The organism is Emticicia sp. TH156 (assembly GCF_002855535.1).
In the GTDB taxonomy this organism is placed as follows: domain Bacteria; phylum Bacteroidota; class Bacteroidia; order Cytophagales; family Spirosomataceae; genus Emticicia; species Emticicia fluvialis.
Window position 1 is genome coordinate 267,034 of record NZ_PKRS01000004.1, and the last position, 20,190, is coordinate 287,223.

General features: G+C 45.7%; 19 protein-coding genes and 1 tRNA gene. 4 read left to right on the top strand and 16 right to left on the bottom strand.

What is annotated here, in order from left to right:
- The 12 genes from C0V77_RS09690 to C0V77_RS09745 form a co-directional block, all read right to left on the bottom strand.
- Positions 1-3,072: an efflux RND transporter permease subunit gene (locus C0V77_RS09690; protein WP_101726146.1), complete on the bottom strand. Its 3,072-nt coding sequence runs from the start codon at positions 3,070-3,072 to the stop codon at positions 1-3.
- Between the two features lie 2 nt (positions 3,073-3,074).
- Positions 3,075-4,106 (bottom strand): efflux RND transporter periplasmic adaptor subunit, encoded by a 1,032-nt coding sequence (locus C0V77_RS09695; protein ID WP_101726147.1) that lies wholly within the window; start codon positions 4,104-4,106, stop codon positions 3,075-3,077.
- A 92-nt stretch (positions 4,107-4,198) separates the two neighbouring features.
- Positions 4,199-4,792 (bottom strand): TetR/AcrR family transcriptional regulator, encoded by a 594-nt coding sequence (locus tag C0V77_RS09700; protein WP_101726148.1) that lies wholly within the window; start codon positions 4,790-4,792, stop codon positions 4,199-4,201.
- A 91-nt stretch (positions 4,793-4,883) separates the two neighbouring features.
- Positions 4,884-5,390: a DinB family protein gene (locus C0V77_RS09705; protein WP_158237920.1), complete on the bottom strand. Its 507-nt coding sequence runs from the start codon at positions 5,388-5,390 to the stop codon at positions 4,884-4,886.
- A 172-nt stretch (positions 5,391-5,562) separates the two neighbouring features.
- Positions 5,563-6,114 (bottom strand): DNA-3-methyladenine glycosylase I, encoded by a 552-nt coding sequence (locus C0V77_RS09710; protein ID WP_101726150.1) that lies wholly within the window; start codon positions 6,112-6,114, stop codon positions 5,563-5,565.
- Between the two features lie 139 nt (positions 6,115-6,253).
- The gene (locus C0V77_RS09715) at positions 6,254-6,817 is read right to left on the bottom strand and encodes a DUF4256 domain-containing protein (RefSeq protein WP_101726151.1); all 564 of its coding nucleotides are present in this window, start codon (positions 6,815-6,817) and stop codon (positions 6,254-6,256) included.
- Between the two features lie 31 nt (positions 6,818-6,848).
- Positions 6,849-7,307 (bottom strand): RES family NAD+ phosphorylase, encoded by a 459-nt coding sequence (locus C0V77_RS09720; RefSeq protein ID WP_101726152.1) that lies wholly within the window; start codon positions 7,305-7,307, stop codon positions 6,849-6,851.
- Position 7,308: 1 nt separating this feature from the next.
- Entirely contained in the window at positions 7,309-7,794 is a 486-nt protein-coding gene (locus tag C0V77_RS09725) for an antitoxin Xre/MbcA/ParS toxin-binding domain-containing protein (RefSeq protein ID WP_229236249.1), read from the bottom strand.
- A 65-nt stretch (positions 7,795-7,859) separates the two neighbouring features.
- Positions 7,860-8,264: a DoxX family protein gene (locus C0V77_RS09730; protein ID WP_101726154.1), complete on the bottom strand. Its 405-nt coding sequence runs from the start codon at positions 8,262-8,264 to the stop codon at positions 7,860-7,862.
- A 60-nt stretch (positions 8,265-8,324) separates the two neighbouring features.
- The gene (locus tag C0V77_RS09735; protein ID WP_101726155.1) at positions 8,325-8,918 is read right to left on the bottom strand and encodes a YdeI family protein; all 594 of its coding nucleotides are present in this window, start codon (positions 8,916-8,918) and stop codon (positions 8,325-8,327) included.
- Positions 8,905-9,387, bottom strand: a complete 483-nt coding sequence (locus C0V77_RS09740; RefSeq protein WP_101726156.1) for an SRPBCC domain-containing protein — start codon at positions 9,385-9,387, stop codon at positions 8,905-8,907. The genes C0V77_RS09735 and C0V77_RS09740 overlap by 14 nt, the downstream gene beginning before the upstream one ends.
- Complete coding sequence (locus C0V77_RS09745; RefSeq protein WP_101726157.1) at positions 9,387-9,716, bottom strand: helix-turn-helix transcriptional regulator; 330 nt, start codon at positions 9,714-9,716, stop codon at positions 9,387-9,389. The genes C0V77_RS09740 and C0V77_RS09745 overlap by 1 nt, the downstream gene beginning before the upstream one ends.
- 403 nt (positions 9,717-10,119) lie before the next feature.
- Here C0V77_RS09745 and katG point away from each other — a divergent pair, with 403 nt between their 5' ends.
- On the top strand, positions 10,120-12,387 hold the full coding sequence (gene katG / locus C0V77_RS09750; RefSeq protein ID WP_101726158.1) for a catalase/peroxidase HPI: 2,268 nt from the start codon (positions 10,120-10,122) through the stop codon (positions 12,385-12,387).
- Positions 12,388-12,739: 352 nt separating this feature from the next.
- Here katG and C0V77_RS09755 read toward each other — a convergent pair whose 3' ends face one another.
- Entirely contained in the window at positions 12,740-13,243 is a 504-nt protein-coding gene (locus C0V77_RS09755) for a DinB family protein (RefSeq protein ID WP_101726159.1), read from the bottom strand.
- A 460-nt stretch (positions 13,244-13,703) separates the two neighbouring features.
- Positions 13,704-13,777 (bottom strand) — tRNA-Arg (locus C0V77_RS09760).
- Positions 13,778-14,017: 240 nt separating this feature from the next.
- On the opposite strand from C0V77_RS09760, the gene C0V77_RS09765 reads away from it, so the two are divergent.
- The 3 genes from C0V77_RS09765 (at position 14,018) to C0V77_RS09775 (ending at position 17,607) form a co-directional block, all read left to right on the top strand.
- Positions 14,018-15,427 carry an MBOAT family protein gene (locus C0V77_RS09765; RefSeq protein ID WP_101726160.1) on the top strand — a complete coding sequence of 470 codons (1,410 nt, stop codon included), beginning with the start codon at positions 14,018-14,020 and terminating at the stop codon, positions 15,425-15,427.
- Between the two features lie 134 nt (positions 15,428-15,561).
- On the top strand, positions 15,562-16,548 hold the full coding sequence (locus C0V77_RS09770; protein WP_101726161.1) for a hypothetical protein: 987 nt from the start codon (positions 15,562-15,564) through the stop codon (positions 16,546-16,548).
- Between the two features lie 84 nt (positions 16,549-16,632).
- Positions 16,633-17,607 carry an NAD-dependent epimerase/dehydratase family protein gene (locus C0V77_RS09775; protein ID WP_101726162.1) on the top strand — a complete coding sequence of 325 codons (975 nt, stop codon included), beginning with the start codon at positions 16,633-16,635 and terminating at the stop codon, positions 17,605-17,607.
- Between the two features lie 116 nt (positions 17,608-17,723).
- On the opposite strand, the gene C0V77_RS09780 is transcribed toward C0V77_RS09775, so the two are convergent.
- Both C0V77_RS09780 and C0V77_RS09785 read right to left on the bottom strand, forming a co-directional pair.
- Positions 17,724-18,908, bottom strand: coding sequence for a glycosyltransferase (locus C0V77_RS09780; RefSeq protein WP_101726163.1), 1,185 nt, complete (start codon positions 18,906-18,908; stop codon positions 17,724-17,726).
- A gap of 138 nt (positions 18,909-19,046) precedes the next feature.
- Positions 19,047-20,162: a glycosyltransferase family 1 protein gene (locus C0V77_RS09785; RefSeq protein WP_101726164.1), complete on the bottom strand. Its 1,116-nt coding sequence runs from the start codon at positions 20,160-20,162 to the stop codon at positions 19,047-19,049.
- Positions 20,163-20,190 lie beyond the last annotated feature (28 nt).

The window sequence follows — 20,190 nt, forward strand, 5'->3', positions numbered from 1 at the left end:
TTAAGCGTAGTTCTTTTTAAATAATTGCTGGTACAACACCGGCACCATAAACAGGGTGAGTACCATAGACACCAGTAACCCGAAACATACCACCGCGCCCAAAGGCCCCCACAGGGTAGAGCCGCTCAGTATCATGGGTACCACACCTACGGCGGCCGCAAACGAGGTCAGGAATATAGGCCGCATTCTGCGTTTACCGGCTGCTACGGCGGCGTTCAGGAGTGTCATTCCGTGGTGGGTTCGTAATTCTTCGGCATAATCAATCAGGATAATCCCGTTACGTACTACAATGCCCATCAGGCTCATAATACCCAGAAACGATGTTAAACCAAAAGGATAACCCGTAATAACAATACCTAAGGCTGCACCAAGAAAACTCAGTGGCATGGTGGTCATTACCAACAGCGCCAGCCTGGGTTTTTTGAACTGAAACAGCAGGATAAAAAAGATAAGCAGGATACCGGCCACCAATGCCTTGGCCATTGGAACATAGTTTTCTACTTCGCTTTCTTCTTCTCCGCCATAAGACAGGGTTGTCTGGCTGGGCAAAGGAATGGTTTTTATAGCAGCCTTAATATCAGCCAGTACCTTGTAAGCAAGGGCGCCGCGTTTCACGTCAGCCCTTACGGTAATGGTTCTGGTACCGTTGCGGCGGATAATCTGCCCTTCGCTCCAATCGTTGGTAATGCCGCTGGCTATCTGCCTTACCGGAACAGTTGCGCCTGTTATTGGCGATGTTACATTCTGATTGGCGATGTCGTCAAAGCTGTTTTTTTGGCCCGGGGTGTTCATCAGTTTGATATTAACGGGGTAGTCGCCCTCCCAGATGGTACCCACAGGCATGCCAGACATACCGGCAGCCAGCGATGCCGCCACCGTACCTTTGGTTAAACCAAGCCGGTTGGCAATCTCATCATTGATTTCAACGCTTATTCCCTGCCGTGGATTAAGGTAGTCGGTTCTGGCCCAGATAACGTTTTCATTTTTATTCATGGCTGCCTTTACCTGCATGGCCACAGTCTTGATGCTGTCGAGGTTATCGCCGCTGATACGTACCTCTATAGGTGCAGTAGTGCTGAGCATATCCAGCTGTTTCATACGCACATAGGCATTCGGGAAATGATTCCGGTACCTGGCTTCATATTCTGCCAGCAGTGCGATGGCATCATTGGCTGTCTGGGTATTAACCACCAGCTGGGCATAATTTCTGGATGGAAAATTGGGCGCATACGTGGTATGAAAACGCGGAGAGCTGGTACCTACAAAGGCCGCCACATTGGCAACGCGTTTGTCTTTTATCAGCATTTTTTCGAGGCTGTCAGACACAAAGGCCGTTTGTTCCAGGGTGCTGCCTTCCGGCAGATAAATTTCTACTGCAAACTGGTTACGGTCTACTTTCGGGAACAACTGGCGTGGCACCGTTGCAAAAATAGCTATACCTGCTACTACTGAGCCAATACCGGCCAGAATAGTAGTTTTGGGGAATTTAAAAGCCAGTTCAAGCGTTTTGTCATAACCATATTGAATCACATCTAGCAGCGATTTCCTTCCCGGTTTAGCGGTTTCTTTCCTGATTCCTTTTTTAATAAACACATAGCTTAAGTACGGAACCAGAAAACAGGCAATAAGCAAAGACGTAATAAGGGCTACACCAATGGTTATGGGCAATGCGCCCACGAAATCGCCCACCATGCCGTCAAGAAAAAACATCATAGGCACATAAGTGGCAATAATAGCCATAGTGGCCGAAAACACCGGTATAAACAGTTCTCTGGCGCTTTTCCAGGCGGCGTTCCAGGGGGTTTCACCGTGGTCAAGTTTTTCAATGTGCCCGTCAAGCACTACAATGGCGTTGTCTACCACCATACCCAGCACCACAATTAACCCTGCCAGCGACACCGTGTGCAGCTCAATGCCTAAGGCATATAAAATACCAAGGGTAATAAAAATTGAAATAGGAATGGTAGCCCCTGCTACCGCAGCTACCCTGAATGGCAACAGCAGCATGGTAACAACAATAACGGCTACAATGGCAATGGCAAATTCTTTCAGAAAGTGCGTTATGGAATGCTCGACGGCCTGTGGCATATCGGCTATTTTGGCAATCTGCACATCAGGCGATATTTTGCCCTTCAGCGATTCAAGCGTTTCGTCTACCGTTTTACCAAAAGAAACAATGTTGTTTCCGGGTTGCATTTCCAGCGATATCAGCAGGCTGTTTGTGCCGTTGTTTTTGATGATGGCGTCTGGCTTGGGATATTCTCTTACCACGCGCGCTACGTCTTTTACCCTGATTACATTACCGTTGGGATCGGTATAAACTATCTGGTTTTTGATGTCTTCTTCCGATTGATAGGTTGACGGAATGTGTATCGGGGTTATCAGCTGGCCGTTGTCCAGCTCGCCGCCATAATAAATAGAGCCTTCCAGTTGTGCAGCGGCCAGTACATTAACGGGTTTTACACCGTAGTAAGCCAGTTTGTCGTTGTCAGGATAAACGGTTATCTGCTCCTGAACCAAACCAAAGTGCTTCACTTTAGAGACCGACTTTATTTTTCTGAATTCAGTTTCAATTACTTTCAGTTCGCGGTCAAGTTCTTTGTAGCTCTTGGTGTCTGACTGCACCGTAAGTAATATGGCCGACGTATTTCCGAAATCATTATTGGCAACCAATGCAAGTACCTGCGGCGGCAGCTCTGATTTAAGATTGTTTAAGCCAAACTTAATTTTGTCCCAGAATGCGTCCGGGTCTTTCACGTTATTATTTACCTCTACAAAAACAATCAGCATTCCTTCTTTAGAGATAGAATAGGTTTTTTCGCGGTTTACTTCCTGAAAACCATACAGAAAGCTTTCAACTTTGGTGGCTAGTTTTTCTTCCACCTGCGCTGAACTGGCACCGGGATACACCCCGATAATTAAACCCTGACGAATGGTAAACTCAGGAAACTCGTTCCGGGGCATTATCATCAGCGACACCACCCCTGCAATAGAGAGTATCACTGTAATAATGATGGCTATCTGCTTATGCTTCATAGCCAGTTCGATAATATTCAGTTTCTGTTTTTTCATGATTAACGCGCAATTTGAACTGTTGAACCATTACTTAATTTTTGCTGCCCGGCCACAATAATGTTGGCAGCGGGTGGCACATCGCCCTGCACCAGCACCTGGTTGTCTATCAGCTTCAGCGTTTTTACGTTTACTCTTGTGGCTTTACCGCCCTGTTCGAGGTAAATAAACTGCTGGCCGTCTACATCTTTCTGCAAGGCTTTGTTTGAAACCAAAACGCCGGTGCGCTGGTCATGAGCCGTGGTCTGCACCGAGCAAATCATGCCGGGTTTAATTTCGGCTGCCGAATTCTGTACTTCTATTTTTACCGGATAAGAATGCGACAGGATGTCGGCCGTTACACCAATTTCTTTTACCGTGCCGGTAATGGTTTTACCAATGGCATTGATGGTTATTTCGGCGGTTTCGCCTTTTTTGAACATGCTGATTTCGTCTTCAGGAACAGGTATTTTTACATAAACCGTCTGGATGCCCAGTAGCTCAAGCACCGACATTGACGGAGCCACGTTCATGCCGGGCTGTACATTTTTTTTGCCTATTACTCCGCTTACAGGCGCATACAGGTTGCAGTCGCTGATGGCTTTCTGAGCAATTGCCACTGCCGACTTTGCCTGTTGCAAGCCTGTTTCTATATCTACCCATTTAATTTCAGGCAGGGTGCCGTTTTCTTTCATGGGTTTCATTCTTTTGTAGGCGTCTTCGGCTTGTTTCTGACTTGCCAATGCGGCCTGATACGCGTTTTGTGCAGTAGAGGCGTCTAGCCTGGCCAGCAACTGGCCTTTTTTTATGTTCTGGCCTTCGGCCACCAGTATATCGGTTACAGTGCCCAGGGTGGCAAAGCTCAAAGCGGTTGTTTTCTGCGCTTCTACCACGCCCGAGTATCTGGCCTGCACTACGCCGCTGTAAGGCATTGGTTTTTCTACCTGCACCTGATTATCTTTTTTGGTTTCTACGGTTTTGGCTGGCTCGTGTGGGGCGCATCCTGCTAAAACCAGCAGGCCCGAAGCCGCTAATACATTTAATCTGCTTGTCATTGGTTTGTTTTGTTTACTGTTTGACTAAAATCGTTTTTTGGTCGAATTTGGGCACTAAAAAAATGCTCCTAGAAGCATTGTTTTGGTGTGCTTTACCTGCCCATTCCTTTAATTACCATATCCACCAGCAGGTCTGCCTTGTCGGCCAGTGCGGTGTTTTTCTTGCGGGCTATCATATCCAGTTCAATTCCTCTGATACAACTCACCATTAAATCGCTTATCAAATCAAGGTTTTCCAGAATCTCTTCTTTCATTATCCCGGTTTCTACGCCTTTGGCAAATATAGACTCCAGCAGTTGTTTTTCTTCGTGGTCATACCTGTTGCGCAGGTTGGCACATTCTTCATTTAATCTTCCGGCCAGGTCGTTTTCAACCACCAGGCTGTAAAGGTTTACCTTTTCTTTAATGGTTTTAACCTTTGTTACAATGTAGGCTTTCAGCATACGTACGGCGTCAGGCTGTTCATTAACTGCGGTTTTAACGGTATAAAAAAACTCGTCGATTTCAAGGTTGATGACCCTGTCAAATATCTCTTCTTTATCTTTAAAATAATAATACAAGGTACTTTTGCTTTTGCCGGCAGCTTTGGCTATGTCTTCCATGGTGGTTTTTTTCAAACCATACTGCTGCATTAATTTTTTGGCTCCTTTTATAATATCCTGAATAACCAGTTCGTCTTTCTCCATAGCTTCAAACTTTTCGACTAAAATTGTATTTTGGTCGACAAATGTAAAATCGGTTTTTGAATTTGCCAAATGTTTTCTTAAAAATTTATGATTAACCCTTTATTACCCAGTCGAAACCGCTGATGCCTACCGATTTGAGCCGCTCTATGATTTGGGCGGTATGGTGCTGAATATGCCTGATGTTAACCAGGTGCAGCTCAAGCCTGCTTACGGGATACCACTCAAAGCCCGAAGGCGCATGGAGGGGCAGTTGAGAAAGGTCATGTGCCAGGCTGGCTTGTATATCATCTATAAAGCTGAGTATTTCTGAGGGTGTATGAGCGGTAGTGGTGGGTTTATTGCTGAGGTTTTCGGCGCCGCGATGGGCATTTTGCCACGGAGTAAATGACCACGGGTTAGCCGAAAGATACATTTTTGCTGCCCAGAGAGTATGAAAAGTGAGCTGCCAGAGCGGGGGCCGGCTAGTGTGGGTATGCCACAAATTGGCGGGTACTTTTACAATAGCAGCGCGCAGCATGGCAAACGCAGCTCTGTATTGAGACTCCAGCACTGTAATTATGAGGTCATTATCGGCGGCCATAAATACATTTTTATACAATACTCGCGCAATTTTTGATGCTTTGCAAAAGAAAAAGGCATAAAAAGGCTTCAACCTATATAAAGCGGGCAGAGTAGTACTGCAATGAGGCGGCCCGTAAGGCCGCCCGTGCAGATCGCGTAAAGGTTGCCGCAATGCAGCGGCGGACTCAATCAAAAAATCGTGGAGGTTATTAAACAGCCTTGTACCAGAGTGGTTTTTGGGCTAAAACCTGATGGTATATGTGGCAGTTGGTATCGTGCGCACCGGGCAGATAGCCAATGCTCATCAGAAATTCATTTACAATTTCTCCGCCTGTAAAGCGGAAAGTTTTCTTAAACAATTTCACCCATTCGTCTTTGGTACGTGGGTGGTGGGCTTCCAGCCATTTTTCAAACGACCCATGCGACGCCTGCAAACCTTGTATGGTACGGGCGTTTTCAATGGCGGCGTTAATTTTCAGTCGGTTTCTGATAATGCCCGCATCGGCCATCAGGCGTGCGCGGTCGGCCTCGGTATAATTGGCTACCTTACCGATATTGAAGTTATCGTAGGCCGTGCGGAACGACTCTTCCTTGCGCAGGATGGTTTCCCAACTTAAGCCTGCCTGGTTGATTTCCATCAGCAATCGCCCGAAAAGCTCGTTATCGTCATGTATCGGAAAACCATAATGGTTATCATGGTAGTTTTTATGAAGCGCCTGTTGCGCGCCCGTCATGCGGTCAATGTAAAAGCAATATGACATCAGGCTGATTGTTTGATACAGCAAAGATAAAATGCAAACTACACAGGGTAGCTACACAAAATGAAGAGTTTCAATTGAAAGCGGTTTTCAGGAGGAATTAATCTGGTTTTGGTACGGATACAGCGCAGTTTAAATGCTCTTATACTTTTAACAACCCGCGGAAACCTCTGGCGGCGTAGTAAGAGTCGGCACCGTTATGGTAGGTCCAGACATGATTATACCGGCAGTCGCCAAAGATAGCCCCGCCATGCTTTCTAATCGCATCGGGGGTAAGCAGCCAGCTGGAAGTTTTGGTATCAAATTTACCAAGGGTTTGCAAATGGCGATACTGTTCTTCATTCAATAACTCAATGCCCATTTCCTCAGCCATATTTATGGCACTGTTGGCGGGTTTATACTCCTTTCTGGCATTTAATGCAGGGTGGTCGTAGCAGATACTCCGGCGGCCCTTCGGGCTTTCAGCCGAACAATCGCAGAAAATACAGGTGTTGGTGTTGGCGTCGTAACCAATAACATCTGGCTCGCCTCCGGTTATTTCCATTTCGTTTAACGACCACAATTTGTCAGCATCAACCTCCAGCTTCGCCCTTACAAGCTCCCAGCCTATTGCTTCATGCCGATTCTTATTTTTTTCAAAACGGGTTTTCAGGGTTTTGAGCAGTTCGGTGCGTACTTCGGTGGGGAGTTGTTTTGATTGGGTCATGGATTTTGTTGATTAAAGGTTGGATGGTAGTTTACTTCAAAAGCCTCCTATCAAATGGAAATTTCTCAATTTTGCTTATCTCAATTCGATTAAAATCTTTATGATTAGGATTGATGAGCAGGTTAAAATCTCCTTGTGTAACGACAGAGGGGATTCGTAAAACACAGAACTGGTTGTCAAATACAAACTCATCGCCGAATTTCTGAGTAGATACCGGATGTGGAAAGTCTTTCCAGTTAGCCGGTAGTGCTCCCTCTGCCACCTCTTTTATGGCTATATCATCCGGAATGTCGATACTTATCATCACATAATCGTCCGGCAGCGTAGCCCATGTAAAATGCACTGCCACTTCGGCCATAGCCAACGAACGGTTGGCTGCGGTGTATATTAGTTCCACTCCTGCTGAATTCCACCTTGCCCCTTTCATGGCTGCCCCTTTGCCCGACAACGGACCGGCATATTTCTCGCGTGAAAGTCGGTAAACTTCCATTTTACACCAATATACCGTGATTAATACGCACCAGCTCACTTATCACCAATTCTTTGCCATAAGAATCGCGCAGTAATTCAATCGGCTTCTGGCTTCCAAGGGCATAATTGGGGGTATTGAGCCATAGACGCAACTTATCCATGTTACTGAAAACATCCAGCCCTACCTTTGTAACTTCAGCCAGTTCAATGATTTTCTCAGAATGTATTGGCTTGAAATGGTGATTGGCAGATGTTTTGTATCTCTGCAAAGACTTGGTAGAAATATCAAGAAAACCTGCCCAGTCAGTTTCTGAAAAAGGTGTGTAGTCCTGAATCAATCCGAAAAGTGAATAAGGAATACCTGCCCTTATGACCGCAATGATAAGCATTTTGTTGGCAAGGAAATCCTCATAGGTAACTGATTTAGTATCAATACGAGCGTGTTTCAGAAATGAAGTAATTTCTTTGCTGAGCTTAATTTCTATATTTGGTTTTGTCGTTGTCAAAGTTTTACATTCAGACATTTGTCTGTAAATATACGACAAATGTCTGAACACGCAAATTATATACACTATTTCTGCAAATCAATTACTTTTCTGTTGGCAGGTCTGAAATACCATGAGGTTACCGTAAGCACAACCAATAGTAATGGCCCAAAGAAAGCCTCAAAGGCGGTGTCGCCCACGGCCAGGTGCGAAAACAGCGCGCCTGTCATGGTTACGAAGAACCCGGCATAAGCCCATTCTTTCACTACCGGGAATTTCGGCACGAGTACTGCTACCACGCCGAGCAATTTCCAGACACCAATAATGGTAAGGAAGTAATCAGGGTACCCGAGATGGTTGAAAAGGTCTACCTCTTCTTTCAGGTGTATGAGCTGCACCACGCCGCTTGATACCATACCCAGCGACAGCCAGATGGTGGCTATCCAATAGATAATTTTGTTTCTTTTGGCTGCTTTTACGGTTGTTTCCATTGTTGTAGCGTTTATTTAAGTATTGAATGCTATAAAAATCCGGTTATTTTTATTCGAAAATCAATCCTCCAACCCCTTGCCTTCCAGTATTTTCGGCATAAATTTTTCTACCCTTGCCAGGCGGGTTGATGCCTGCTTGGCCTGCCCGAAATGAAACAGATAGGCCTTTTGTCGGCCGGGTGTAAGGGTTTCAAAGGCGGTTTTCAGGGCAGGGTTTGTATCCAGTTTTTGCTGAAACTCATCGGGGATGGCATAATCTGAAGTCTTTTTTAGAGTTACTTTCAGTCCGGCCTTTTCAATTTCAATAGCTTCATAAATATGTGCTTTAATGATTGCCTCCTGCGTCGCTACCTCACTTAAACTGGTAAACCGCATTTGCCTTGCCGACTGCACGTTTGCTGTCTGTTGAATCAACAGGCCGTCGGCATTGCCCATCAGAGCGCCTTTAAAAAACAGTAGTGCGCAATACTCTTTAAAGCCGTGTATCAGCACCACATTATTGCCCTGATGCGTGTAACAGGGGCAGCCCCATTTCAATTCTTCTGCCAGCCCGCAGCTAAGGGTAAGGGTACGGAGTTTTTCGTATTCTTTCTTCCATTGCGTGGCTTTGCTGAAGAAGAAATCAACTTTCGGGTTTAGGTTACCTGCTTCCATCGGTTTTGTGTTGATTCATGATTTCCTGCAAGCGGCCGTGCGCCATATTCAGGCCAAACTCAAACGGCATTTTCAGTTGCAGGTCGCGCAATTCAACCGACCTGTAAATGATGTGCATGCTGAAAAGGCTGCTGGTATCGGTCAGTTTTTTAAAATCCAGAAACTCAAGCGTTACATCAAAGGCGGCGTTATCCATCTGGAACGTACGCACAATCTGTTGGTTGGGTTCAAAGGCATGAATAGTGCCATGCGCCTGAAACAGAATATTACCGGCGGCATCGGTAGTTCTGAAATGCCAGCCGCCATACTTGTGGTTATCCAGTTTCAGAACTTTATTGCCCATCCATTGTTCCACAATTTCGGGTTCGGTATAGGCCTTAAACAGCAGGTCTACCGGCAAATCAAATTCCCGGGTGATGACAATCTCCTGCCTGCCTGCTTCGGCACTTACTTTGGTTTTACGTTCCATCAGGTATTATTTTTAGCTTGATACTGTTTCAGAATGGCCTCCAGTTTATTAAACCTTTCGTCCCATATCTGGCGGAAAGGCTCTATAAAGTCGGCAATCTCTTTCATTTTCTCGAGGTTAATTGAGTAAAAAATCTCCCGCCCGCTTTGTTCCTGCGCCAGTAGCTCGCATTCAGTCAGTATCTGCAGGTGCTTCGAAACGGTTGGTCTGGCGGTATCAAAATTAGCGGCAATAGCCCCGGCTGTCATGGCTTGTGTGGCTACCAGAAGCAGTATGGCACGTCTGGTGGGGTCGGCTATGGCCTGAAAAACATCTCTTCTTAAATTCATTGCGTAGTTATTTGACTACAAATATACGCGTAGTTATTTGGCTACACAAATTTTGGCGGCTTTATTTTTCCTTTATTTTACAATCACCTGCTTATTTGGTTGTAGTTACATTATTCTACGTTTAATAGCCTCCATATTTCTCAAAGGCATTACGAGGCAACGAATCAGTTCTTCTGATAAACAAAATTTAATACACTATTGTATTGACTTAACTCCCTGACGCTTAACTTTATAACAGCAACTCAGAGCATAACGGTGCATCAATCCTATCAAACATCATAGACAAAATCTATAAAACCATAGATTTATTCGATTTTGATTATTATACGCAACCCCATACCTTTACATCATCAAAAATTGATTTCAACATTATTCATTCAATCATAAAAACTTTTTAGATTCCATGGAAAAAGAAACAGGAGATATCAGCAAATGCCCGTTCCATAACGGCACCCTGAAAAGCAACACAGGCGGTGGCGGCACCAGAAACCGCGACTGGTGGCCCAATCAGCTAAAACTGAATATTTTGCGCCAGCACTCGCAGTTGTCGAACCCGATGGACCAAGATTTTAACTATGCCGAGGCTTTTAAAAGTCTTGATCTGGCAGCGGTAAAACAAGACCTGCACGCCCTGATGACAGACTCTCAAGACTGGTGGCCGGCAGATTTTGGTCATTACGGCCCTTTGTTTATCCGTATGGCATGGCATAGTGCAGGTACCTACCGTGTTACAGACGGCCGCGGTGGCGGTGGCTCTGGCCAGCAACGTTTTGCTCCGCTAAACAGCTGGCCAGATAACGTGAGCCTTGATAAAGCCCGCCGTTTGTTGTGGCCTATCAAGCAAAAATATGGCAATAAAATTTCATGGGCCGATTTAATGATTCTGACAGGAAACGTGGCGCTGGAATCGATGGGATTTAAAACTTTTGGCTTTGCAGGTGGCCGTGAAGACGTGTGGGAACCGGAAGAAGATGTGTACTGGGGCTCTGAAACTACCTGGCTGGGCGGAGACCTGCGCTACGGGCATGGCTCTGAGGGTGTAGCTAAAGCGCACGGGGTGGTGTCGTCTGACGATAACGCCGATGGCAAAATTCATAGCAGAGATCTGGAGAATCCGTTGGCAGCTGTACAAATGGGCTTGATTTACGTAAACCCTGAAGGCCCCGATGGCAACCCCGACCCGATTGCAGCGGCCAAAGATATACGCGATACTTTTGGACGTATGGCCATGAACGACGAAGAAACCGTGGCTCTGATAGCCGGTGGGCACAGCTTTGGTAAAACACATGGTGCCGCCCCTGCCACCCACGTTGGCAAGGAGCCGGAAGCGGCCGACCTTGAACTGCAAGGCCTGGGCTGGAAAAGCAGCTACGGCAGTGGCGCAGGCCCTGATGCCATTACCAGCGGACTAGAGGTAACCTGGACAACCACCCCTACACAATGGAGCAACAATTTCTTTGAAAACCTCTTTGCCTTTGAATGGGAACTAACCAAAAGCCCGGCAGGTGCGCACCAATGGGTGGCCAAAAATGCCGATAACATTATACCGGATGCATTTGACGGCAGCAAAAAACACCGCCCGTCTATGCTGACAACCGACCTTGCGCTAAGGTTTGACCCAGCTTATGAGAAAATATCACGCCGTTTTCTTGAAAATCCGGATGCCTTTGCTGATGCTTTTGCCCGTGCGTGGTTTAAATTAACCCACCGCGACATGGGGCCGCGTGCTCGTTATCTGGGTCCGGAAGTGCCGGAAGAGATACTTACCTGGCAAGACCCGATTCCGGCAGTAGACCATGAGCTGGTAAATGAAAGCGATGTGGCTGCGCTGAAAGCAACCATTCTGGCATCTGGCCTGAGTGTCTCCGAGCTGGTTTCAACGGCCTGGGCATCTGCTTCCACCTTCCGTGGGTCTGACAAGCGCGGCGGTGCCAATGGCGCCCGTATCCGTCTGGCTCCGCAAAGATACTGGCAGGTAAACAACCCTGCGCAACTGCAAAAAGTGCTGGGCGCGCTGGAAGGTATCCGGAAGGATTTTCAGGCCGGTGGCAAGAAGATTTCAATGGCCGACCTGATTGTGCTGGCCGGTGCGGCTGGTGTTGAGAAAGCGGCCAAAGATGCCGGACACGACGTTACCGTGCCATTTACTCCGGGACGCATGGATGCCACGCAAGAGCAGACAGATGTAGAATCGATAGGTTTCCTTGAGCCACTGGCTGACGGTTTCCGCAACTACCGCAAGGCGAATTTCAGGGTTTCAACTGAAGAATTATTGATTGATAAAGCCCAATTGCTGACTCTCACAGCCCCTGAATTAACCGTTTTGGTGGGTGGTATGCGAGTGCTGGGTACTAATTACGACGGCTCTAAACATGGCGTATTTACGCACCGCGTGGGTGAGTTAACAAACGATTTCTTTGTGAATCTGCTGGATATGAGCACGGCCTGGAAGGCGGCATCGGCAGATAAAGAGTTGTATGAAGGCACCGACCGCGCCACCGGCGACTGGAAATGGACTGCCACCCGCGCCGACCTGGTGTTTGGTTCGAACTCAGAACTAAGAGCCATAGCCGAAGTTTACGGCAGCTCAGACGGACAAGCCAAGTTCGTAAAAGACTTTGTAGCCGCCTGGACAAAAGTAATGAACCTTGACAGATTTGATTTGGTTTGATAATAGTGGTTTTTGGAGAAACGAAAAGCAGCCTGATGGGCTGCTTTTTTTTGTATTCATTCGTTTATCAATAGTAGAGGCGCCATGCACTTCGCCTCATGGGTTCTATCTTAACCGAAAGATTATCCAATTTCAATTTACTTTCCCAAAACTCTGTTTTTTTTCCATATGCCCCCGAAGCATTGGAAACAGATGAGTTACGCAAATCATCTGTCTCTTATGCCCATGATTGATTGCGATGTGTTAACTGTTTAGAAGCAGTGTTAAGACAAAACAATAACTCCTCTATAATATGGTTTGCACGGTTGTATAAACTCATATCTGCCAGCCCATTCATCAAATCCATCCGCTTTTACTTCGGCACCGACTGCTCGTAGGTGGGGCCGTATAAGCCTGGTACTTTGTTGCCGGTGGCGCGTAGATACACAATCATTTCGCCGCGATGGTGGTAAATGTGGTTAAAAACAAAACCTCGGGCTATGGCGCCTTTCGGAAATGGCCCCAGCATAGTTCGGTCGCCGTTTTTCATGGTCCACAGGTTTTGCAGGCTCTCTTCAGTGGCCAATTGCAGCGCAGCCCGGGCCTTTTCCACATTGGTTTCAAACAACACAAGGGTAGCACCTATATCGGCAGGGTTGCCGCGTTCCAGTCGGTCGGTGGCCATGTCATACACATCGGTGGTAAATACGCCGGTATACCAGTAATAAATAGTGGCTATGTGCTGGGCAAGCTCGCCCATTGTCCATGAGGTGGGTGAAGGCCTGTACGCCAAATCTTTTTCCGGAATGGCCGTCAGCAGTTTTCTGGTATTTTGAACTTCCTGCTCAAACTCGGCTATTAAAGATTGTAAAAGCATATTTTCTTCCTTTTTATTAATGATGAGCAAAAACAATTGATTTTTTATGACTCTATTTTGAAGAGGTCTCGGATAGTTGACAAAGTTATTAAAAACTATAAAACTTTAATGGTCAGAAAATAATTTACGGGGTAAATGCCACATCGTCTGTCTGTGGCTGAAAAGAAGTTATTAGAATAAAATAGGCTGAAGGATTGATTATTTTAAAATGGTGCTGGTATGGTTTAGTGTCTGCAGACCCTGACGGGTGGTATCTTTGTGCGTAGTATTGTTAACCACGGAGTGTCGCGGAGTGATTGCACGGAGAAGCACGGAGTTTTTTTACTCAGTGAAACTCAGTGCCAAACTCTGAGCAACTCTGTGGTAAAATTAAAGGATTGAGAAGAAGAAGTTTATAAACGAGAAAACCCCGCCAGGCTGGCAGGGTTTTGGTTGTATTACAAGACTTATTAGGACTTCGTGAACCCGGCAGGATTCGAACCTGCGACCCACAGATTAGAAATCTGTTGCTCTATCCAACTGAGCTACGGATCCGAATTGTGGGTGCAAATATAGCAGTTTGAATTTAAAATTCAAAAATGCTTTAAAAAATTGTAAAACAAACTCATTGTTTTTATCCACCGCCGCTTGTCGGTTCTCCTTTCTGTGGTATATCTTGCAGGTAATTTCATCAAAAAATCTTCACTCAATCAAGTTTCTGTATAAAAATGCCTTTGAAACTTTGATAATTACACAGAACTTTGAAACTTGATTCGCTAACAAACCAAAACCTGAATGCTGTTTAATTCTCTGCAATTTGTTTTCTTTTTTATTGTTGTTACACTTGCCTATTTCAGCCTGCCGCATCGGGGCCGTATCTGGCTGCTTTTGCTGGCAAGTTGCTATTTTTATGCGGTTTTTAAGCCTATTTATATATTAATTCTGTTTGTTACCATTGTGGTTGACTACTTTGCGGGTATTCTTATTGCAGATGCCACAGGTAAAAAACGAAAATGGCTGCTTGTTATCAGCCTGATTACCAATATCGGATTTCTGGCTTATTTTAAGTACTACAATTTTCTGAACACCAATCTGGCCATTATCCTGTCGAAATTCGACACCCCCACTCCATTCCCTTTTCTTGATTTCGCACTCCCTATCGGGTTGTCGTTTCATACGTTTCAGGCCATGAGCTACACCATAGAGGTGTATCGGGGCAATCAGAAAGCCGAAAAAGACTTTGTCATTTACTCGCTCTATGTCATGTTTTACCCTCAGCTGGTGGCAGGGCCTATTGAGCGGCCACAGAATTTGTTATGGCAGTTTCATAGTTATTTCAAGTTCAGTTTCCCCAACCTGAAAGAGGGCCTGATGCGGATTGCCTGGGGGATGTTCAAGAAAGTTGTCATTGCCGACCGGCTGGCTATGGTGGTAGATTATTGTTACGATAACCCGCAAGACCACAACGGACTAACGCTGCTGATTGGTACTATTTTCTTTACTTTTCAGATTTACTGCGACTTCTCGGGTTATTCAGACATCGCCATTGGCACAGCGCGGGTAATGGGCTTTAAACTGATGGAGAATTTCGATACCCCCTATTTTTCAACCTCCATATCCGAATTCTGGCGGCGTTGGCATATATCATTATCGGGCTGGTTCCGCGATTACCTGTATATTCCGCTGGGTGGTAACCGGGTAAGCGAAAAACGTATGTATTTTAACCGTTTTTTTGTGTTTATGATGAGCGGTCTTTGGCATGGCGCAGCGTGGACCTTCGTTATATGGGGGGCTTTGCATGGCGTTTACCTGATTTTAGCCCAAATACGCGACAAATATTTTAAACTGAAAACCAGGCCTCTGCCTGCTTTTTTGAGCCAGCCCTTTAATCTGTTGTTTACTTTTGTGCTGGTTATGCTTACCTGGGTGTTTTTCAGGGCAAAGGGTCTTACCAATGCCAGGATAATTCTGCAAAAGATATTCTCTTTTGGCAGCTATGGTAATACCATTGATGCGCCTTTTAACAATACAGAAATGCTATTGTGCTGGCTGTTAATTGCCGGCCTGCTGCTGAAAGAAAAGTTTGTAAAGGTGATAGATGTTACCAGCACGGCCCGATTCTATGTTGTATTTTTGGCACTACTGGTGGCTTGTTATTTTCTGGGTGTGTTTGACTCCAACCAGTTTATATATTTTCAGTTTTGAATGAATTGTGAAACATAGTGTTTTAGAGTACATTGTGGAAAAGAAATACTTTTATAATAGCCACTAAGTACACAATGGATGCACAATGTTACACTATTTTCAATATCAAATTTGTGGCAAGAAAATAAAGAGGAATGAATTTAAAAATATTAAAATATACCGCCCTTGTTGTTTTTGCTCTGCTTTGGTTGCCGGGCTTTTCGCCCAATGTAGCCAGATGGCTGGCGCAGAAAGGCTTTGTAAAAGACGAATACCGTTACGGCGATTTGTACCGCTTCTCGAATCTGGCGCAATTCAGGGTTCCTAATCAGCAGTGCGTGCCAGCACCCGTGAAGGTTACCAGCCCCAACACGGCGCTATATCTGATTGGCGACAGCTTTACCGAACCTGCAAGGATGACCGCCGCCGACTTTAAAACCGGCACTTTTCAAAGATTTTTTATTGGGGATACCAGTTTTATTAAACTAGACCGAACAAAGAAGAACATTCTGATAATTGAAACTGTAGAGCGGCATTTCAGAGAAAGGTTTGCTCAGCCCTATACTAACCTTGTAACAGGCAAACCCAGTACCCGGCAAGCCGCCAGAAAAATGCTGCTGAATGCCCGCGACGTGTTCTGGTATAGCACCGAACGACACGAAGCGGTGCTGTTTTCGTCTGATTTTTTTCTGAAAATAAAAGAATGGAAGGCAGGTTTGAACGAAACATTTTTTAACCGCACAGATAGCCACGTGGTGTTGTCGGCAGATAAAAAGCGTATTTTCTTTGAGATGGATGCCCGCCCCGATGGCATTACGTCTTCTTTTGATAGGGTTTCTGACAGCGAAATCAGCAGGCTGGTTGAAAACGTAAACCGCACTTATGATTTCTACAAAAAAAACGGCTTTGATGAGGTGTATCTTTCTATTGCCCCCAATAAGAGTTCGGTACTGGGCAAAGACCTGGGCAATTATAACCGGCTGATAGAGCGGGTTCAGCAGCACCCGGGCCTGAAAGCACCTTATTTTGATATTTACACGCCGTTCAGCTCGTCAAAAAAAATGCTGTATGATGTGGGCGACACCCACTGGAATTGCGAGGGCAAGCAAATCTGGCTGGATGCCGTAAATGACAAATTATAATGCCTTTTATAAAACAAATAGATTTTTTAGATTTGTATTTTACTGCGACAAAAAATATTATAACAATCTACCAAAACTAAAAATATGAAAAAAGCACTTGTTTGCGGAGCCGGCGGCTTTATTGGTGGCCACCTGGTTAATAGACTAAAAAGTGAAGGCTATTGGGTAAGAGGCGTTGATATTAAACATAATGAATACAAAAATGGTAACGCTGATGAGTTTATCATCGGCGATTTAACCGACCCTTTGGTGTGTAAACAAGTACTTGAAGGCGGTTTTGACGAGGTGTATCAACTGGCGGCCGACATGGGCGGTGCCGGTTATATATTTACCGGCGAAAACGACGCAGCCGTTATGCACAATTCGGTGCTTTGCAATGTTAATATGCTGCATGAGTCTCAAAAAGCAGGTGTAAAGAAGATATTCTATTCGTCGTCGGCCTGTATGTATCCTGAGTACAACCAGAACGAACCTGAAAACCCCAAATGCTCGGAGGAGTCGGCTTACCCCGCTGCGCCTGACAGCGAATACGGCTGGGAGAAACTTTTCAGCGAGCGTTTGTATCTTACCTACCAACGTAATTTGGGCATACAGGTAAAAATAGCCCGTTTTCATAATATATTCGGCCCGCAAGGCACCTGGAAAGGCGGTAGAGAAAAAGCCCCCGCTGCTATATGCCGTAAGGTAATAGAGGCAGAAGATGGCGGTAGCATACAGATTTGGGGAGACGGCAAACAAACGCGCTCATTTTTGTTTATTGACGAATGCATTGAAGGTGTGCGCCGACTGATGGAGTCTGATTTCTCGGGTCCGGTAAATATTGGTTCGGAAGAAATGATATCTATCAACGATTTTGCAAGAATGATTATCGGCATTTCGGGCAAAAATGTTTCTATCAACAATATTCCGGGGCCGCAAGGCGTGCGCGGGCGAAACTCAGACAATGCTTTGATACAGGAGAAACTGGGCTGGGCGCCATCGTTACCACTGAAAGACGGTATTGCCAAAACCTATAACTGGATTGCCCAACAGGCCGCCAAAGAGGTAGAACTGGTTTAAGATACTGAAGGCATAAGAACCATGAAGTGGCTGAACTACCGTTCGGCCACTTTTTTTTGTACCTCCTTATGCCAGGCTTTCAATACCTATGCCAGGCAAGCTCCAACTGTACAGGTCTAATCAGCCAGCAGGGCTTTTATAAAGGCTTCGGGGGTATGTCTGGCTACAAATTCTGCTGCTCGGGCAGGATATTTGGGCTTAGAGTGGTGCAGAAAAAACCTGAACGCCTCTTTTATTTCTTCCGGTTTGTGGCCGTCTACAGCTACACCTAATTCATACTCAGCGGTTATATTGCCCACAACACCAAATCTGGTGGCAATAATTGGCTTGTTATGCCGGCAGGCCAGACCAATAACCCCGCTTGACGAATAGAAATTGACATAAGCCAGCGAAACGATGTCGCTCTGGTTAATGAACGACTCCATCTCGTCGTCGTCCACAAAGCGGCTTTCCATTACAATTTTCAATTCGGGGCGTAGTTTCCGGGCTTCTGCAATGGCCTCAGCCAGTGGGGTTTCATAAACCTGCGAAACCTTACCTACTATCAGCAGGCAGGCATTGGCTGCTTCGTCGGCTGTTAAATCCTGCAAGCCGCGTACCAGGTTCACCACATTCTTTTTCTGGTCTATCATACCAAAGGCCAGCAAAATTTTGCGGTGTGGCTCTATGTTAAATTGCTCACGTATTACCAGCCCCTGGCGCATAGGGTAGTCATAAACGGGGTCGGGCAGGTAGGTAAATGCCTGCGTGCCCAGGGTTTCGTTCATGGTTTTGATGGTTTCGTAATCATTAAAAATGAATACTTTTTTCAGCTGCTTGTTGCGCAGCATCCACCAGGTGGTAAACAATTTGCGGGCTTTGGTAACTTTGGTTTTTTGCCGGGCTTTCAGCGAGTTATCGACCGGCATTAACCTCGGGTACGGATTAAACATTATGCCGTGTATAGTACAAAGCGGGCGGCTGCTGCCAATGGTATGCTGAAACATATCAACCATCATTAATAACAGCCTGTCGGCTTTCAGGTCTGTTACATACCGGCTGATGCTCTTCCAGAGCAGCTGGGTTGATTTTATGAGGCTCATGCCCGACAACTGCGGCGCAAACTCTTCATCGGTAAAGAAAATAATCTTTACATTTTGGGCAGCGGTTTGCACAGAAGGAATGGTTCTGGCCTCGGGGTTCAGCAGAAATATATATTCTCTGTCAGAAGGATTCTTTTCTAAATAGCGTAAGATATTCTGGATGTGTCCTAAATTATGCCCTACAAGTTTTACATAAATATCACAAATGATGATTCTCATAAAAGGCCGTTTGAAAAACGCCGGTATCAGATTGGCCCCGGCGGAAGTGGTTTTATCAAAAAAGGTTCAAGTGGTATCTCCGGCTGCAAAGTTACAATTAAATTTTATTTTTTCAGCCTGCCTGTGGCAATCAGGCCATTACCTGCCTGCTGCTTTTTTGTAGACCTCCAGCGTTTGAATGGCCGTAATGCCCGGCGAAAAGTCTTTCAGGCGGCTGTAACCCCTGGTTACCAATGCAGACCGCTGCTCTGAACTACTTACCACACGGCTGATAACAGCGGTGATGTCGGCCGGAGAATCGGGGTTGAAGTAAACGGCGGCATCCTGCGCTACCTCGGGGAAACAGGAACGATCGCTCAGCACAACGGGGCAACCACAGGCAAAGGCTTCAATAACCGGAATACCGAAACCCTCGTATAAAGAAGGGTAAACAAAGCAAAGGGCTTTCTGGTAAAGCCTGTACAACTGAGCGTCGCTCACAACGGGTTGGTACCACACCGCATCAGCAATACCTTCTGCCTGCAGCCAATGCAGCTCCACCGCTGTAAAAGGGCAACTGCCCGCGCATATCAGTTGCAGGCCGGGGTTTTGTTTCAGCACCGGAGCCACTCCTTTTATAAAAACATCAAAATTCTTGTAGTTTTCGCGGGTGCCTACATACAGCAGGTAGTTTTCTGGTGTTTCAATATCAAAATCATCAGCAGGCTTGAATGTTGAAAAATGGGTGGAATGATACACCACATCTACCTTGTCTGGCGACAGGTCAAAAATCTCAATGATATCGTTCTTTGTGTTTTCAGATACGGCAATGATGCCGGCCGCATTGTGCAGCAGATTTCTTTTATGGTCTTTACTGAAACCATCAAGCAAACCATATTCAGTACCGAATTTTTCGGGTATGGCGTCATGATAAGTAATTACATAAGGCTTATTACCCAAAAAAGGTGCAAAGTAATTGTTGAAAAAAGTAGGATGAAAAACGTCGTAGTTTTTAATACTGATCTGCAGGGCGCTGTTGAGGCGGTTAAGGTGCGAAAACATCAGATTGGTGTAACGGCTGCCTAGAAAATAACTGAACGGATAAACCGTCCTGATGTCTCCTTTTTTGAGGTACTCGTTATTTGAAAACAGCAGGGAAAGGCTTACGTCAACTCCCTGGTGATATTTCAGGTTATGCATCAGGTCATAGAAATACCGGGGAACACCTCCGTATCTGGCACCTGTAAACGTCTGATGATCATAGAGCACTCTCATAAAAGCTAGGTTCAGATATTCAGATAAA

Excerpts from the sequence above, each read along its gene's own strand:
- C0V77_RS09690 (WP_101726146.1), bottom strand. The coding sequence starts at position 3,072 with ATGAAAAAACAGAAACTGAATATTATCGAACTGGCTATGAAGCATAAG.
- C0V77_RS09695 (WP_101726147.1), bottom strand. The coding sequence starts at position 4,106 with ATGACAAGCAGATTAAATGTATTAGCGGCTTCGGGCCTGCTGGTTTTA.
- C0V77_RS09700 (WP_101726148.1), bottom strand. The coding sequence starts at position 4,792 with ATGGAGAAAGACGAACTGGTTATTCAGGATATTATAAAAGGAGCCAAA.
- C0V77_RS09710 (WP_101726150.1), bottom strand. The coding sequence starts at position 6,114 with ATGTCATATTGCTTTTACATTGACCGCATGACGGGCGCGCAACAGGCG.
- C0V77_RS09715 (WP_101726151.1), bottom strand. The coding sequence starts at position 6,817 with ATGACCCAATCAAAACAACTCCCCACCGAAGTACGCACCGAACTGCTC.
- C0V77_RS09720 (WP_101726152.1), bottom strand. The coding sequence starts at position 7,307 with ATGGAAGTTTACCGACTTTCACGCGAGAAATATGCCGGTCCGTTGTCG.
- C0V77_RS09730 (WP_101726154.1), bottom strand. The coding sequence starts at position 8,264 with ATGGAAACAACCGTAAAAGCAGCCAAAAGAAACAAAATTATCTATTGG.
- C0V77_RS09735 (WP_101726155.1), bottom strand. The coding sequence starts at position 8,918 with ATGGAAGCAGGTAACCTAAACCCGAAAGTTGATTTCTTCTTCAGCAAA.
- C0V77_RS09740 (WP_101726156.1), bottom strand. The coding sequence starts at position 9,387 with ATGGAACGTAAAACCAAAGTAAGTGCCGAAGCAGGCAGGCAGGAGATT.
- C0V77_RS09745 (WP_101726157.1), bottom strand. The coding sequence starts at position 9,716 with ATGAATTTAAGAAGAGATGTTTTTCAGGCCATAGCCGACCCCACCAGA.
- katG (WP_101726158.1), top strand. The coding sequence starts at position 10,120 with ATGGAAAAAGAAACAGGAGATATCAGCAAATGCCCGTTCCATAACGGC.
- C0V77_RS09755 (WP_101726159.1), bottom strand. The coding sequence starts at position 13,243 with ATGCTTTTACAATCTTTAATAGCCGAGTTTGAGCAGGAAGTTCAAAAT.
- C0V77_RS09765 (WP_101726160.1), top strand. The coding sequence starts at position 14,018 with ATGCTGTTTAATTCTCTGCAATTTGTTTTCTTTTTTATTGTTGTTACA.
- C0V77_RS09770 (WP_101726161.1), top strand. The coding sequence starts at position 15,562 with ATGAATTTAAAAATATTAAAATATACCGCCCTTGTTGTTTTTGCTCTG.
- C0V77_RS09775 (WP_101726162.1), top strand. The coding sequence starts at position 16,633 with ATGAAAAAAGCACTTGTTTGCGGAGCCGGCGGCTTTATTGGTGGCCAC.
- C0V77_RS09780 (WP_101726163.1), bottom strand. The coding sequence starts at position 18,908 with ATGAGAATCATCATTTGTGATATTTATGTAAAACTTGTAGGGCATAAT.
- C0V77_RS09785 (WP_101726164.1), bottom strand. The coding sequence starts at position 20,162 with ATGAGAGTGCTCTATGATCATCAGACGTTTACAGGTGCCAGATACGGA.